This window comes from Streptococcus sp. HMSC067H01 (assembly GCF_001814775.1).
Taxonomy (GTDB): domain Bacteria; phylum Bacillota; class Bacilli; order Lactobacillales; family Streptococcaceae; genus Streptococcus.
In genome coordinates this window covers 81,656-97,744 of sequence record NZ_KV817784.1, presented here as the reverse complement: position 1 = coordinate 97,744, position 16,089 = coordinate 81,656, and the positions used below count along the sequence as shown (strand labels likewise).

Annotated in this window: 16 protein-coding genes and 1 pseudogene; all 17 read right to left on the bottom strand. The window is 40.2% G+C overall.

Annotated features, from left to right (window positions below; genetic code table 11):
• Window positions 1-1,414, bottom strand: a pseudogene (locus HMPREF2987_RS11245) (hypothetical protein); the annotation flags it as partial.
• 304 nt (window positions 1,415-1,718) lie between these two features.
• Window positions 1,719-2,342, bottom strand: coding sequence for a recombinase family protein (locus tag HMPREF2987_RS04110; RefSeq protein WP_075229454.1), 624 nt, complete (start codon window positions 2,340-2,342; stop codon window positions 1,719-1,721).
• 48 nt (window positions 2,343-2,390) lie between these two features.
• Window positions 2,391-3,104, bottom strand: coding sequence for an O-methyltransferase (locus HMPREF2987_RS04105; protein WP_075229453.1), 714 nt, complete (start codon window positions 3,102-3,104; stop codon window positions 2,391-2,393).
• 5 nt (window positions 3,105-3,109) lie between these two features.
• The gene (gene pepF / locus HMPREF2987_RS04100; RefSeq protein WP_075229452.1) at window positions 3,110-4,912 is read right to left on the bottom strand and encodes an oligoendopeptidase F; all 1,803 of its coding nucleotides are present in this window, start codon (window positions 4,910-4,912) and stop codon (window positions 3,110-3,112) included.
• 18 nt (window positions 4,913-4,930) lie between these two features.
• Window positions 4,931-5,887: a competence protein CoiA gene (locus tag HMPREF2987_RS04095; protein WP_075229451.1), complete on the bottom strand. Its 957-nt coding sequence runs from the start codon at window positions 5,885-5,887 to the stop codon at window positions 4,931-4,933.
• A gap of 92 nt (window positions 5,888-5,979) precedes the next feature.
• Window positions 5,980-7,128, bottom strand: coding sequence for a DUF1887 family protein (locus HMPREF2987_RS04090; protein ID WP_075229450.1), 1,149 nt, complete (start codon window positions 7,126-7,128; stop codon window positions 5,980-5,982).
• 194 nt (window positions 7,129-7,322) lie between these two features.
• A complete protein-coding gene (gene tehB, locus HMPREF2987_RS04085; RefSeq protein ID WP_075229449.1) occupies window positions 7,323-8,183 on the bottom strand; it encodes an SAM-dependent methyltransferase TehB in 861 nt (286 codons plus the stop codon).
• 14 nt (window positions 8,184-8,197) lie between these two features.
• Window positions 8,198-8,665: an SsrA-binding protein SmpB gene (smpB, locus tag HMPREF2987_RS04080; protein WP_001051741.1), complete on the bottom strand. Its 468-nt coding sequence runs from the start codon at window positions 8,663-8,665 to the stop codon at window positions 8,198-8,200.
• Complete coding sequence (rnr, locus tag HMPREF2987_RS04075) at window positions 8,628-10,970, bottom strand: ribonuclease R (protein WP_075229448.1); 2,343 nt, start codon at window positions 10,968-10,970, stop codon at window positions 8,628-8,630. The genes smpB and rnr overlap by 38 nt, the downstream gene beginning before the upstream one ends.
• A gap of 214 nt (window positions 10,971-11,184) precedes the next feature.
• Window positions 11,185-11,418 (bottom strand): preprotein translocase subunit SecG, encoded by a 234-nt coding sequence (gene secG, locus HMPREF2987_RS04070; RefSeq protein WP_000282514.1) that lies wholly within the window; start codon window positions 11,416-11,418, stop codon window positions 11,185-11,187.
• A gap of 39 nt (window positions 11,419-11,457) precedes the next feature.
• Complete coding sequence (rpmG, locus tag HMPREF2987_RS10295; RefSeq protein WP_001809104.1) at window positions 11,458-11,607, bottom strand: 50S ribosomal protein L33; 150 nt, start codon at window positions 11,605-11,607, stop codon at window positions 11,458-11,460.
• Window positions 11,607-12,806: a multidrug efflux MFS transporter gene (locus HMPREF2987_RS04065; protein WP_075229447.1), complete on the bottom strand. Its 1,200-nt coding sequence runs from the start codon at window positions 12,804-12,806 to the stop codon at window positions 11,607-11,609. Before HMPREF2987_RS04065 ends, rpmG begins: the two co-directional genes overlap by 1 nt.
• A complete protein-coding gene (coaE, locus tag HMPREF2987_RS04060; RefSeq protein ID WP_075229446.1) occupies window positions 12,793-13,398 on the bottom strand; it encodes a dephospho-CoA kinase in 606 nt (201 codons plus the stop codon). The genes HMPREF2987_RS04065 and coaE overlap by 14 nt, the downstream gene beginning before the upstream one ends.
• Complete coding sequence (mutM, locus tag HMPREF2987_RS04055) at window positions 13,398-14,222, bottom strand: DNA-formamidopyrimidine glycosylase (protein ID WP_075229445.1); 825 nt, start codon at window positions 14,220-14,222, stop codon at window positions 13,398-13,400. Before mutM ends, coaE begins: the two co-directional genes overlap by 1 nt.
• Window positions 14,223-14,270: 48 nt before the next feature.
• Entirely contained in the window at window positions 14,271-15,170 is a 900-nt protein-coding gene (gene era, locus HMPREF2987_RS04050; protein ID WP_075229444.1) for a GTPase Era, read from the bottom strand.
• Window positions 15,171-15,186: 16 nt separating this feature from the next.
• Complete coding sequence (locus HMPREF2987_RS04045; protein ID WP_000378160.1) at window positions 15,187-15,582, bottom strand: diacylglycerol kinase family protein; 396 nt, start codon at window positions 15,580-15,582, stop codon at window positions 15,187-15,189.
• A complete protein-coding gene (ybeY, locus tag HMPREF2987_RS04040) occupies window positions 15,563-16,060 on the bottom strand; it encodes an rRNA maturation RNase YbeY (RefSeq protein ID WP_075229443.1) in 498 nt (165 codons plus the stop codon). Before ybeY ends, HMPREF2987_RS04045 begins: the two co-directional genes overlap by 20 nt.
• Between the last annotated feature and the right edge of the window lie 29 nt (window positions 16,061-16,089).

Genomic DNA, 16,089 nt, shown 5'->3' with positions numbered 1-16,089 from the left:
CTGGTTTTGGTGTCTCTGAAGGCTTAGGTTCCGGCTTAACCTCTGGTTTCGGAGTCTCTGATGGTTTAGGTTCTGGCTTAACTTCTGGTTTTGGTGTCTCTGAAGGCTTAGGTGCCGGTTTTACTTCTGGTTTTGAAGTATCAGAAGGTTTAGGTTCTGGCTTAACTTCTGGTTTTGAAGTATCAGAAGGTTTAGGTTCTGGCTTAACTTCTGGTTTTGGTGTCTCTGAAGGCTTAGGTTCTGGCTTAACCTCTGGTTTTGGAGTTTCTGAAGGCTTAGTTTCTGGTTTTACTTCTGGTTTTGGAGTATCAGAAGGCTTGGCATCTGCATTTACCTTCTTATATCTTAGAAACATGTAATTTTCATCCAAAGTACCACCAAAATATGTATTCATTATCCGGTAATCCACTTTATAACCAGGCATCCAGCTATATTTCGAAACTACCTCATAGCCCTCAATATCTTTATAAATATTAATGGTCTCTCCAGGGTTTAAAACTCCGTATTCTCGAGATATCTCCTCTCCCGTATCTGCATCTAAATAATCGATGCGGTATTTGAGGGGCTCCTGCTTTTCATCTTCTTTTGGCGCTGGTTCTGGCTTAACTTCTGGTTTTGGAGTTTCTGAAGGGTTGGGCTCAGGTTTTACTTCTGGTTTTGGAGTCGGAGTTGGAGTTGGTTCCTCTACTTTCTTGTATTCTAGGCGCAGATCATTGTATCCATCACTAGAACCATAGAAATACTCGTTAACTATGTCATATGTCATGTCATAGTTTGGCATCCATTCATCCTTTGAGATTATCTCATGTCCATTAAATTTTTTATAGATATTGATAGTCTGCCCGGGATTTATCACGCCCGTCATTTGACCAAGTCTCTCTCTTGTTTCAATATCATAATAAGTGATGCGGTATTTGAGGGGCTCCTGCTTTTCTTCATCTTTTGGCGCTGGTTCTGGCTTAACTTCTGGTTTCGGAGTCTCTGATGGTTTTGTTTCCGGTTTTACTTCTGGTTTTGGTGTATCTGAAGGCTTGGCATCCGCATTTACCTTCTTATAGTCTAGATACATAAATAGACGCCCTTCCGAAAACCCAAAGTTTTCACTCATTATACGATAGCTTGCATTGAAACCGGGCATCCACTCATCATAATTCGAGACTACCTGATAGCCATCAATATCTTTATAAATATTGACAATTTCACCAGGATTTATAGTTCCAGTTTTTGGTGGAGCTATTTCCTCCCTGGTATCTTTATCATAATATACGATACGGTATTCTAACGGCCTTGTTTCTTCAGCTTTTACAATGCTGATCCCAAAAACAGACTCATCCGTTAAAACTGGTGCAACGACACCAAGAACAGCAACAGAAAGCAAAGAAACACCAAGTTTGGTTACTTTATTCGTTTCCATAATTTCCTCCTTAGGAATGTAGAATTACTTTTTAGGTGGGCAAATACTACAAAATCCTAATTTTTTTGATTTTAGTGTCTCGAAAAATACACCTCAAGCACTTGAGCGACAAGGGTTTTGGTGTATCGCCTAAGGACCGTTAAACGATACACTTAAAAAACAAAAAAATACCAATCCAACACAGGCTAAAAACCTTGTTAAATTCGTATTTTCTGAAATATTCACATTGTTATTTTGAATGTTTCGCCAAACGGTCGTTAATCGAAACATATTTACGCCTTCATTGTAGCATTTTATCTTGTTTTTAGCAAGAAATTTGCGAAACTTTTTTGCGATTGTTGGCCACCTTGTTTCGTTCCAAGACTTTATAGATGGTTGAGGTCGAAATTCGTTCTGTTTTTGCTATTGTTCTAATGCTTGTCCCCCCTGCCAAATACTGCTCAATGATTCTCTCCTCCTTCTCTTTCGAAATTCGCTTGGCACCTAGTTTGATGCCTTTTTCCTTGGCTTTACGAAGTCCTTCACGGGTACGAAATCGTAAATTTTCCAGTTCACTTTCTGCCACAAATCCTAAAATGACGCAAAGTAACCTACCAATGAGCGAATCGGTTTCCAGTTTTTCATGCAAACTGACTAGCTGAATAGCCGAATCATTAAATTGTTCAATCAGTTCTAGCAATTTGAACATGGAGCGAGTCAGGCGATCTAACTTATAGATAGTAAAAGTGACCTGTTTGCCTTCCTTTGAAAGGTCACAAGCCAATTTTAAGGCTTTTTCGAGTTCTGGGCGTGCATTGTTTGAACCAGATTCACGTTCGATAAAGAGCTGGTCACAGTGCTTAAGAGCCTCGATTTGCACCTCCAAGCCCAAATCTTGCTTTTGGGTAGAAACGCGAGCATAACCTATATTGATGGTGGTTTGAAACATAAAAATCCTCCTGTTTTTGATACAGAAGGATTATACGATTTTTTAAAATTATTCCATTTCTGGTAAACTTACATTTTTCTCATTTTTTCTCAGCATGAGAATTCCGTCTCCAAGAGGAACCAAAGTAGCGGTTAATCCTGGATTGTCCAAAGTCGCATCAAAGAGTCGTTGTAAGCCCCGATAGATGGTTCGTTGGCCTCTACGGACTTCCATGATATCCTTGGCAACATCCCCACCCTGGAATATATCATCCAAGACTACCACTCCCCCAACTTCCAAACGTTTGAGGATTTCTGGTAGAAAAATGATGTATTTGGACTTGGCAGAATCCATAAATACAAAGTCGTAGGACTCTGTTAAGGTCGAAAGGACGTCCACAGCATCACCTTCTAAAAGGGTAATCTGCTTGCGACTATCAAAGCGAGCAAAATTCTCCTTGGCAAAACCAATCATCTCAGGATTACGGTCAATTGTCGTAATCTTTGACTCCGGTGAATGCTCTGCCATCAGGAGAGCAGAAAAGCCAATTGCTGTGCCAATCTCCAAGATGTTTTTCGGTTGCATGGTTTCCATGAGAAAGCGGAAATAAGCAACCGTTTCATGAGGAATGATGGGAATATTTTCCTTGCGAGCGAACTTCTCTAATTCCTTGAGTGAGCCAGTCACTTGCTTTTGTCTGTGACGCATGAACTCAACAATCTCATGCTTGACAACAGGACGACGCATATTGTGATTGGCATTTTTGCTATAAGACTTTACCATCTGCCTTATGCCAATCCTAATTTTTCAACAAGAGCTTCAAACTCATCTAAACGGCGTTCAAAGACAGCAAAGGCATCGTTGAGGTAGTCTTCCTTCTCCATATCAACGCCTGCTTTTCTCATGACATTAAGTGGATAGTCTGACTTCCCTGCTTTGAGGTAATCGATATAGCGATCACGATCTTCTTGGCTACCATGAACAATCTTTTCAGCCAAGGCTGAAGCTGCTGCAAAGCCTGTTGAATATTGATACACATAGTAGTTGTAGTAGAAATGTGGAATACGGGCCCATTCATATTGAATTTCAGGATTGTCTTCTTTACTCAAACCATAGTAAGCTTCATTCAAGTCGGCATAAAGCTCATTTAAGAATTCACTAGTCAAGACTTCACCATTTTGGTCAGCTTGGTGGATAGCGTGTTCAAATTCAGCAAACTGAGTTTGACGGAAGACTGTACCACGGAAGCCATCTAGGAAGTTGTTTAAGATTGCAAAGCGTGTTGCATCATCTTGAACTTCTTGCAATAATTTTTCTGTCAGGATGTTTTCATTAGTAGTTGAAGCAATTTCTGCTAAGAAAATTGAATAGTCTCCATAAACGTATGGCTGGGTTTCACGAGTATAGCTAGAGTGCATACTATGTCCAGTTTCATGGACAAGAGTAAAGAGATTATCTAGATTGTCCTGCCAGTTAAGAAGCATGAAGGCATTTGTATCGTATGATCCACCAGAGTATGCACCTGAACGCTTGCCTTGGTTTTCATAGACATCAATCCAACGTTCGCTAAAGGCACGTTTCACACGACTCAAGTAATCATCACCCAAAACTGCCAAAGCTTCTTCTGCCTTCTTTAAGGCTTCCTCGTAAGTAAAGCTGTAGTCTACTGAAGAAAGTGGTGTATAGACATCATACATCTTGAGGTCTGGAATACCCAAGATTTTTGAACGTAGTGCAAGATAACGATGCAAGAGTGGCAAGTGTTTGCGAACTGCTGACACTAAATTGTCATAGACACTTTCTGGTACAAAGTTAGCCGCAAGAGCAGCCTGACGAGCACTCTCATAATTGCGAACTTTAGCACGGTAGTTTTGGACTTTGACATTGGTCTGTAGAGTCTTAGCATAGGTGTGCTGGAACTGCTCGTAAGTAGCATAAAGTGCTTCATAGGCACAACGACGTACTTCTCGATTTTTTGATTCCATCAAACGTACGTAGGTTCCGTGAGAGAGCTGCACTTCATTATCTTCGTCATCCAAAACGTAAGGGAAAGTAAGATCAGCATTGTCTAGGATAGCAAAGGTTTCACTTGCAGACCCAAAGATTTCACTGGCTCCTGCAAGCAATTCTTCTTCACGCTGTGAAAGAACATGATCTTTCTTTTGTAAGAGCTGATCAAAAAAGTGTTTATAAAGCTCAAGTTTAGGTTCAGCAGCCAAGAAAGCAGACATTTGTTCCTCAGTAATCTCCATAAACTCTGGCTCGTAGAAAGAAAGAGCTTGATCAAGCTGGCTATAAAGCGTCATAGCCTTAGCATAGTATTCTTGATACTTAGCTTCGCGCGTGTCTTGGTCATTTTTCATGTGCGCATAGACATAAAGCTTTTCCAACTGGCGCTCTAACTCTAGAGAACGTTCAGTAATTTCAAGCAAGCTCTGAGCGCTGTCTAAAAGATGACCTGCATATTGGTCAACTGTTTCCACTTCCTCTGACAGTTGGTTGAGGGCTTCTTCCCAAGCCTGATCATTAGCAAAGATCGTTGATAGATCCCATTTGTCTTTTTCATTTATTTCATTTCGTTGTAATACCATAAGATTCCTCCATCCTTTCTATTTTACCACATTTTTTAAGAAATATTGCTGATAAAAAGCTGGGGGATAGAGCTTTTGTGTGTCAGTTTTGGGATTTTGTTGATAATAGGCCTGAAAATTGTTGTAATATCCCTGCAAATCTATAGTTATCTGGCAAAATTGACCTTTTTCTATAGGCCTTACTTGGGGAAACCAATCTTGAACATCCAAATTCAGTAGATTCTTTCCCTGAGCATAAGCCTCCCCCTGTTTCCTCATCCAGTATGGATTTTTATAATAGAGTTGTTGGCGAATATAGTCGCAAATTGTTTCATCTTGTGATACATCCATACTTGCTATTCTTTGCTTCTGATAGGGAAGCCTTAAAATCTCTATGAGATTGCCTTGCCCATAAGGAAACTCCCTTATTTGATAATAAAGATTCCCCTTCAAATCTTGATGGATCATGTATTTCAAGCGTAGTATGTCCCTTTGCTGATCTAATTCCCATAGATGAAAGCCCATATTTTGACTAAAGGAAAGCAAGTCTCTTTGGAGCTGAGTCAAACGTTCCTTTAACCAAAGTTTTTGACCGACTAGCCAAAGTACTTGGTAGCCATTTTTTCGATAGCCCAGGCTTCTTTCCTCCAAAAGTTGGCGAGTAATAGGACTACACTGAACTTCTATGGCAAGTTGTTTATTGACTAAAATATCTGCAATTTGTTTTAGTTGAGGAATGGGACATTCAAGCTCGGCCTTGTCATTTTTCATCGCCCAATTAAAAAGGGCAACCTTATTTTCCAGATGCTCTGAACTCTCATTTTCATAGTAAAAGTTGCACTGTTTGAGCGATACATGGGCAAAATGCGTCCGTAGGTTCTTCCCTTTTCTTAATCGAAGCAAAGCTCCACAAGCTGGACAAGTATAGCTTTGTTTAACTAATTTATCCTCCAAGGCATTGACTAAGCTTCCTTTTTCATCTCTGGCTAAAAACATTTATACCCCCTTTTCTACTTTATTCGAAAAGAATAAGAAAAAGGCTGAGCAAACCAGCCTCATGGATTATTTAACGAATTAAGAGAGGAATCTTATCCCCTTTTTCTTTTTAATTTCTTTTCCAACATAGGGATGATGTTAGAAATCTGATCATTTTTTATGACTAGGACTCCGTACTCATGGCAACGATTGATATATGCTGGATTTATTTTACCAGAACAAACAATTAGTTTTAGACAACTTTCCCCAGCAAAATGATTGGCGTAAAGCTCTAATTCATTAATCGCCTCTACTGATAAGTCTGTCATTTTACAGGAAATAAAAACAATGGACCGACCTTTACGAAGGACAACATCAATCTCATTTTGTACATTATCAGCCTCAGGGAAAATACCATTCCAATCAATTTCAGCCCCAATCATACATTCATCAAAATACTCTGACTCTAGCGCTAAAAGATAGAGATAGAGTTCCAAAATGTGACCTTTGCTACGACAAAGGAGTTGGGCCTCGGGGCTAGAAAAAGTATAACTAACACGATTAGAAGTTTCCTCTTCAATATGGAGCAAGTCAGCATCTGTTAATAGGGAAATGATAGATTTAGGGTAAGAATAACGTTTCCCATTATTTTCTAGCTCTTTTCCTGTTTCAGAATGAAGATTACTTGTCTTTGCTAGAGCAAAAAATTGAGTTACTTTTAACCATTCTTCTGGTTTTGAAAGGGCGCTATTTGCCAATTTTTTGATAGCAGCAATCTGTTTAGGCGTATGGAAAGGTTGCTTGGACTTTAGTAGTTTACCACCACGTAGGGCAATCAACTGCTGGATGGATAGGATTGGGACCATCAAGTCCTTTTTCTCCAATTTCCCAAGTTTCCAGTCATACTGCAGACCATGGTCAACATCCATTGCAAGAAGCGGTATCTTTCTCTCCAAAGCATACTGATAAAGAGATAGAGCTAGTAAAGAGTCACTTCCAAAAACATCAAAGGTTATTTGTTTGTCATTTGTGAGGATAATATCCAGATTCTCTGTCATATTTTCAAGACTTAGTTGCCGAAAAAGAACCTGTTTTATACGTGGGACTTGCTTCGTCAAAAAATGTTTCAATGACAACTTTTCTTCTTCGGAGATTTTCTTCCTAGCAAGAAATAGGATCTCGTCATAGTCACCAACGAAGGCTGGATAAACATTTTTCTCTAAAGAATGGCGATCATAGATTTCTACTAGCAAACCGGTCATGCTACTACCTCCCTATACAAACATTGGTTGTTGGCACGGAAACTTCTAATTGTTTGAAAATATCCATAAAAATTCTGGCTACTTAAACTTTTTATCTACACTTCTAGTATAGCATAATTACAATAATTCACTCTCAAATCTTTATATAGAAAAACGAATAGAAGATTTTTCTTTCCTCTATTCGTTTTATTAGCTTATTTTACTTTTTTAGCCAACATGGTCGCAAATCGTAGTTGGATACGATTACCATTTTCATCACGACGGTGCAAATGACCAGGATTTTCATTGTATTTGATGAATTCCCAATCCTTGTAGTAATTGGCCAATTCTCCTTCTTTAAAGGTGAATGGGAAGTTCACTGAACATGGATAATCTTCCGTGTTCATGGCACAAACGATAAGATTGTACCCACCGATAGAGGTTTGTTCTTGCATGTTTCGGATAATAGCTGGAATACGATCTGCTTGTAAAAACATGAGCACAACAGTCGATACGATAAAATCGTAAGTTTGTCCAATGCTAGCTGAATTGATATCGTAGAGACCTACAGGCATTTCTAAGTCTTCTTGCTCCACAATGCTTTGTAACATTTCAAGAGATAGCTCATTTTGATCTACAGCTGTGACATCAAATCCATGTTGAGCTAGAAAGAGTGCATTTCTGCCTTGACCACAACCCAAATCTAGTGCCTTACATGGTTGGACCGTCTGCATAGCTTCTAAAACTTCCGAATGGACTGGATTAGTATTGTATTTCTTAGGGAAGTAATCCTCTGGTCTACAATAGAATTCTAAGTACCATTCCACATCATCTGTAGCAGCTTCTACACGGTGCCAAGCTTGAGGTTGCGCCATAGGATTATCAGCACCTGCTTCAAAGAGATGCTCAGCTATAACTTCTCCCTCCTCGGTCAACTCAATAAACTTAAGAGCCCCTTTTAATACAGTAATCTTGCCCCAGGTTCCGACCTTAGTATTGTGTTTTCTTTGAACAGCCTCTGGCATGGTGTCTTTATTCCAGACAGGCATGCGTTTGTAGGCAACTAGTTTTTCCATATTCTTCACTCTTTCTATCGGTGGTTAACAGCTTTCATAACACGCGCAATATCACGATCTTGCTCACGTCGTTTGATAGACTCACGTTTATCGTAATCGTGTTTCCCTTTTGCAAGTCCTAAAAGTAACTTGGCATAGCCATCTTTGATATAAACTTTAAGAGGAACCAAGGTCATCCCTGTCCCTTTGGTTTCTTGCTCTAATTTCTGGATTTGTTTCTTATGGAGCAGGAGTTTACGACGACGTTCGGGTTCCTGATTCCAGATGTTACCCTCTTCATACGGAGCGATATGGACATTACTCAGCCAAACTTCCCCATTCTTAACCTGGGCAAACCCATCTTTCAGATTGATGCGAGCAGCTCGAACACTCTTAATTTCAGTTCCTGTCAAGACCATTCCTGCTTCTAGCGTATCTACGATTGTATAGTCGTGATGCGCCTTTTTATTTTGCGCGACGACCTTTCCCTCGCCCTTTGCCATGCTTAGCTCCTTTCTTTGCTACTTCCTTATAAAAAGGTTTCTTGCTCTTTTTCTTTTTATCTTTTGGAGAATGCTTGCGCTTATCACTTGAGCGACTAGCTTTTCTCTTGTCTTCTTTCTTATCTGAACGACGCCCTCTATCCTTACGACCAGACTGTTTCAATCCTTTCTCAATGACATCAAATTCGCTTGAAATAAAGGAGAAATCAATCTCACCAGTCATCTTATCTGCTCTTTCAACTCGAATACGGATCTGCTGTCCCACACGGAAAGTAATTCCTGATTTCTCCCCACGAAGAGTCAAATCACGTTCGTTGAAATGATAGAACTCAGGAAGATTTGTAATGTGAATCAAGCCTTCAACTGTATTTGGCAATTCAACAAAAAGACCAAATTTAACAATACTTGAAACAACTGCATCATACTCTTCACCAACGTACTCTTCCATGTATTCAGCTTTTTTCATGGCTTCGACTTCACGCTCAGCCTCGATGGCACGACGCTCACGGTTGGAAGACTGGGTCGCAATATCTGGAATGACTTGTTCAAAATGCTCTGCAATTTCCTTAGAACGGCCGTAATCACGAATCATACGATGAACAAGGAGGTCAGGATAACGGCGAATGGGGCTGGTAAAGTGAGTATAATAGTTAGCAGCAAGACCATAGTGACCGTGATTATGCTCTGAATAGCGAGCCTGCTGCATAGAACGGAGAAGCATCATAGAGAGAACATCCGCATAAGGCTCGCCCTCGACAGCACGCATGATGTCTTGGAGAGCTTCCTGGCTTATCTCACTCGCAGTACCATAGATTCGTAAACCAAAACTTGAAGCGTAATCAATAAATTTCTGAACTTTTTCAGCCTTAGGCTCCTCGTGAATCCGATAGATAAAAGGTAGGTCCAGCTTGCTAAAGTGCTCGGCAACCGTTTCGTTCGCAATCAACATAAAGGACTCAATCATACGTTCAGCAACACCACGATGACGAAGGACAATATCAACTGGCTTGCCTTTTTTATCTACCAAAATCTTAGCTTCATTGGTATCAAAATTTAAGGCACCACGCTTAATTCGCATACTTTCCAATGTTTCATGGAGCTTAGCCATAAGTTCGATACTAGGAACAATTTTCTTATAGTTTTGTCTCTTCTCCTCGTCACCAGCTAAAATGTCATTGACATCACTATAAGTCATACGGAAACTTGTCTTGATAACAGTCTGTGTAATCGTATAATTACGAACACAACCATTTTTGTCAATTTCCATAATAGCAGACTGGGTCAAGCGGTCCACTTGAGGGTTAAGAGAACAGATTCCGTTTGAGAGGCGCTCTGGCAGCATTGGAACTACACGGTCTGTCACATAGACAGAGGTCGCACGATTGAGGGCTTCCTTGTCAAGAGCAGAACCCTCTGTCACATAGTAGGAGACATCGGCAATGTGAACACCTAGTTCGATATTTCCATTTTTCAATGGTTTGATATGAACAGCATCGTCCAAATCTTTTGCATCCGCTCCATCAATGGTAAAGGTAATTTCATCTCTTAAGTCCAGACGACCTTCCAGATCCTTCTCTGATGGTGCATCCGGAACACTCTCCGCTTCTTTAAGAACAGCCTCTGGAAACTCAGATACAATGTCCATTGATTCCAAGACCTCGAGGACATCAATCCCTGCATCTGTTGAATGTCCAACCACATCTAGGACACTAGCCACAAAGAAATCGTGTTTCTTACTTGGGTACTTATCGATAAAGACCTTGAGAACCTCTGTACCTTCCAATTGAATAGCTGGTTTTTTAACGTATATCGGTTGACTAATCTTTTGATTTTTTGAACGGATGTAACCTGCATACTTGGGCTTTTCCTCATCAAGAACGATTTGACCAACAACCGTCGTCAAACTGTGTTCTAAAATATCGATAATCTTGGCTTCAGCTGCAGTTCCTTTTTGGCGATCCGCAACCTTCTTGATTACAATTTCAACAGTATCGCCATCAATGGCATAGTTAACATCATTTTTCCCTACAAAAAGATCGTCTTCCTCGCCTTCAAGACTAACAAAGCCGAAGCCATTTTTATGGGCATGAAAAATTCCTTTAAGAGTAATCTCGTGTTTCTTCTTTTGGTCCAAGGTGAGACTACCATCTTCTTCAAAGCGAATTTGGTGCTTTCTCTCCATCAGGGACAAGGTTTTAATAAGCTCTCGAAAGTCCTTGGAACCATCCTTTCCAAGAGCTTGAGCCAAGTCATTGACAGTGACTCGCCCCTTTTCTTTTAAATATTCTTTTATTCTATCTTTCATGTTTTCTTTCTAGATTGTTAAATTTTTTTGGTGTAAAACCTTCTCAAACATCATTTAATACTCAATAAAAATCAAAGTGCAAACTAGAAAGCTAGGCGCAGGTTGCTCAAAACACCGTTTTGAGGTTGCAGATGGAAGCTGACGTGGTTTGAAGAGATTTTTGAAGAGTATAAAAATAAAAATAGGCAAAGACCTAGTCTCGCCCATTATTTTCTTATCTACTTGATAATACCGTCAATGCTAAGGCAATGGCTAGCCAGAAAAAGACTAAGATTCCTGTCAAACGTTGCATTACGGCTTCAAAACCACGCGCTTTACTACGTTCAAACAAATCACCTGCACTGGCATCAAATACATTGCTAGATTGGTTTTTAGTTGGTTGCATGAAAATTGCAATCACAATCACAACAGATAATACTAATAAAATGGTTAATAATAGGTTATACATATCAAACTCCTTAAAATCCCTATTATTCTACCATAATTTCTACTTAGATTCAAGATGTAGAGTCACTTTTCTTTCTTTTGGGCAATACTTTAAGACCTCAATCTTGTCTGGATGGGTTTTGGAGTTCTTACTGGTTAGATAATTGATGCTACCACAAGAGGAGCATTTTAGATTAATTTTTACACGCACTAGATTTCCTTCACTTTTAATAATGTTCTAAATTGGATAAGATTAAATAAACAACTGAGAGCTACACAGGCAGCTGTTGCATAAAATACTGAATGGTAGCCGAATTGTTCCGCGACTACTGAGCCTGCCAAGGGGCCAATCACTCCTCCTAAATAAAAGAAGACTTGATTAAAGGCAAATACTCTTGAAATACCTGCTTTGGGAGTCATCCTGCTAAGGAGAGCATTGATCCCTGGAACAAGAGCTCCTGTTCCTAAACCAAAGAGAAAGCGATAAATCCCTAATTCTAGAGGTGTGGATGCATTGGCGCACAAAAGATAAATGAGAGCTGAATAAGCTTGCGCTACAATTAATAAACGATGATTACCAACTTTATCTCCCAAACGCCCCATCACACCTGAACTCATCATACTTGATAAGCCCATACTGGAAACTATTAAGCCTGATACAAAGAGGAGATTTTCCTTCTGACCTAAGTCACGGATATAGAGAGCAAGGATGGGACCGACTGATTGTGCAGCAATTTGAATGACAAAACTTGTTGCAAATAAATTAAACAAGAGATATGGATACTTAACAGAAGTAAAGAGCTCTTTGGTAGGGAGTTCTTTTTCTTTCGGCACTGGTTGAAAGTCTTCCTTGATAAAAAAAATAGTTAAGATAGCAGCCAGAAATAAAAAACCACCAACCATCAAGAAAACATTGCGAATCCCAAAGACTTCTGCAATCATTCCACCAACAAAAGGGCCTGTAAGAGTCCCTGCTACGACACCAGATGAAAGAGTTCCTAAAGCATAGCCTGACTTATCCTTGGGAACTTGACTGGCAATCAAAGCTGTCGCATTGGGTACAAATCCAGTGAAAACACCATTTAACAATCGCAAGGCTAAGAGCCAATAAACATTTGGAACAAAAGCTAAACCACCCATTGTAATTGTCATGGCAAGCCCTGCTCGTATCATCATAGGTTTGCGACCATATCTGTCCGCCAGAATCCCCCAAAGAGGTGAAACACATGCTGCAGAAATAGCCGAAACTGAGATAGCTAAACCTGAATAAAAGGTAACTTGACTTGGTTCAACCCCTAATTGCTCAACAAAGATTGGCATAAAAGGAACCACCAAAGAGATACAGGCACCTGTCAAAAAAGATCCTAACCAGGCAATACGAAGATTGTCCTTCCAACTAATCTCTTTCAAGAGTATCGCCTCCTTGAAGTAGGCTGCCCACTTGACTCAACAGTTGCTCTCGACTCCCATTATTGTCTAAAATATGACTAGCCAATCTTTTCTTTTCTTCTAAGGGCCACTGGGAGGCCAGACGGGCTTGTGCGTCCTCCATAGTCAGATAATCTCTTTTCATTAAGCGATCCATCTGGGTATCTCGACTTACATAGACTAGCCAAGTTTCATCAAACCAAGAAGCATATTCCTGTTCAAAGAGCAGTGGAATATCCATGAAAAATAGGTCTTCAGTCTGAGCTAACTTATCTCTCACAAAGCCCAACTCTTCACGGATAAGCTCTCCTTGAGTTTCCTTGGACCATTCTTGCTCTTCAGGATTTGAAAAAATAAGGCTCGCAAGCAAGGGACGATTCAGTTCACCATTTTCAAGAAGGATCTTTTCCCCAAAATGATCCACTAAAATCCGATAAAGTCTTCCCCCAGGTTTTTGTAGTTGGTGGACGACTGCATCCGCATCCACTACTTGGTATCCCTCTTGTCTTAAAAAACGGGACACAGTTGACTTACCAGAAGCAATACCGCCTGTGATTCCGATTATTTTTCGCATCAGTCCCTCCTTTGACACTGAGGACAAAAATGAGTTCCCCTTCCACCAAGCTGACATTTTTCAATGATTGTTCCACAACGCGAACAAGCTTGACCTGCCTTGTCGTATACTTGATGTAATTCCTGCATGGTTCCGTCCTCACCAAAAGCATTGGTATAGGTGCGAATGGTGGAACCACCTTTTTCAACAGCCTGCCCTAAGACTGAAATAGTCTGGTTATGAATAGCTGTTGCTTCAGCTCTTGTCAAACTCTGAGAAGGACTAGCTGGATGAACCTGAGCTCTCCAGAGAACCTCATCCACATAGATATTACCCAATCCTGCAACGAGAGTCTGGTCCAGCAAATGAGTCTTAATAGGCTTTTTAGATTTTTTCAAGGCTAGTTTAAGACTTTCTAAATCAAAATCTTGTTCGCTTGGTTCAGGGCCAAGTTTTTTTGAAATAAAGTAAGAATCCAAGAGTTCAGGAGCAAGTAACTCCATAGTGCCAAACTTACGGACATCCTCGTAAACAAGAGTCCCACCATCTTCAAAATGAATAAAAACATGGGCATGTTTGCGTTCAGGAACCTGATCTGGATAATAAAAATACTTGCCCTCCATTCGCAGATGGGAAATTAAGACCTTGTCTGTTAGATAAAAAAGCAAATATTTTCCACGACGTCCCATAGATTTAACAACTTGACCAGGTAATTCTTTTTGAAATTGATCCAAATCTGTCTTTATCATCTTGGGATAACGAATATCAATGGTTGTAATCTTCTTCCCCAGAATCAATTTTTCCAAGCCACGACGAACTGTCTCGACCTCTGGTAATTCAGGCATAGCTCCTCCTTCTCTAAAAACAAGAAGCAGGCTAGTGCCCACCTCTTCTTAATATTCTTTTTCGTTATAGCCAAAGTCAGCCAAATCTAGCTTCTTATCTCGCCAGTTTTTCTTAACCTTGACCCAAGTTTCTAGGAAGACCTTGTCTCCTAGCATGAGTTCAATATCACGACGGGCCATAGTCCCAATTTTCTTAAGCATGGCACCACCTTTACCGATGACAATCCCTTTTTGGCTGTCACGCTCCACCATAATGGTTGCTCGGATATGAACTTTATCAGTTTCCTCATCTCGTTTCATAGAGTCCACCACTACTGCAACTGAGTGTGGAATTTCTTCACGAGTTAAGTGTAAGACCTTTTCACGAATCATCTCAGAAACCAAGAAACGCTCTGGATGGTCTGTGATTTGATCGGCTGGGAAATATTGGAAACCTTCTTCAAGATTTTCACTGAGGATATCTACCAAGCGAGAGACATTATTGCCTTGAAGGGCTGAGATTGGAACAATCTCCTTGAAGACCATTTGATTACGGAAATCATCGATTTGAGCCAAGAGCTGGTCCGGATGAACCTTATCAATCTTATTGACCACCAAAATCACCGGAACCTTAGCAGCCTTAAGACGCTCGATAATCATGTCATCGCCCTTACCACGCGCCTCATCTGCAGGCACCATAAATAGAACTGTATCCACTTCACGAAGGGTGCTATAGGCAGACTCTACCATGAAATCTCCGAGTGCTGTTTTAGGCTTGTGAATGCCTGGTGTATCGATAAAGACGATTTGTTCCTTATCAGTGGTGTAAATACCCATGATTTTATTGCGCGTTGTCTGCGCCTTATCACTCATGATGGCAATCTTTTGCCCCATGACGTGATTCAAAAAAGTTGACTTCCCAACATTGGGACGTCCTAAAATGGCTACAAAGCCTGATTTAAATGTCATAATTTCCTCTTACTGTTTAAAATAATAAGTCCCAAATCCGTGGGAGAAAGATAAGCGCACCTGTCAAAGCGGCAAAAATTGAGACTACAAGCACGGCACCTGCTGCCATGTCCTTAGCTTTCTTTGCCAACATAGAAAAGTGATAGTGACTAGCCAAATCTACTACATTTTCAATAGCTGAATTAATAATCTCAAAAGCTACCACCATGAAAATGCTCATAAGTAGAAATAACCATTCGATTCGTGACACCTGAAAAACAAAACCTGCAAGAACAACTACAAGAGCTGTCGCTGCATGCTTTCTCATATTACGTTCTTCCTCAATTGCAGTCAAAATCCCTGTGATGGCAAATTCTAAACTTGAGATTAGGTCACGATTTTTCCATTTTCGTTTATTGTCTTGTGAGTCCATAGGCTGTCAAAATTTCTTCTTGTAAACCGAACATCTCCGCTTCTTCCTCGGGAGTGTAGTGATCATAGCCGTTAATGTGTAAAAAGCCGTGCACTGCCAAGAAGCCCATTTCACGCTCAAAACTATGACCGTACTCCTCAGCTTGCTCATGTGCCTTATCAATGGAAATGAAAAGTTCACCGATATAAGCATCAAATTCTGACATCATATCTGCCAAGTCGGGATCATTTTCCAGATCTTCCTTATCAAAGGCAATCTCTAACTCCGGCTTATATTCAAGACTGATGACATCTGTTGGACGATCGGTATCACGAAACTCTAGGTTGAGTTCATGGCTTCGTTCGTTGGTCACAAATGTGACCGCCATTTCCTTGTCTTCTTTTCCAATTTTTTTTGCAGCAAATTCTAAAATTTCCTGTGTTTGTTCTAAAATTTCTTTTGAAACTTGTCCAGTTTCATCTACCATTTCAATATACATGTGCTTCTCGATTCTCTTTACTTGGCTTT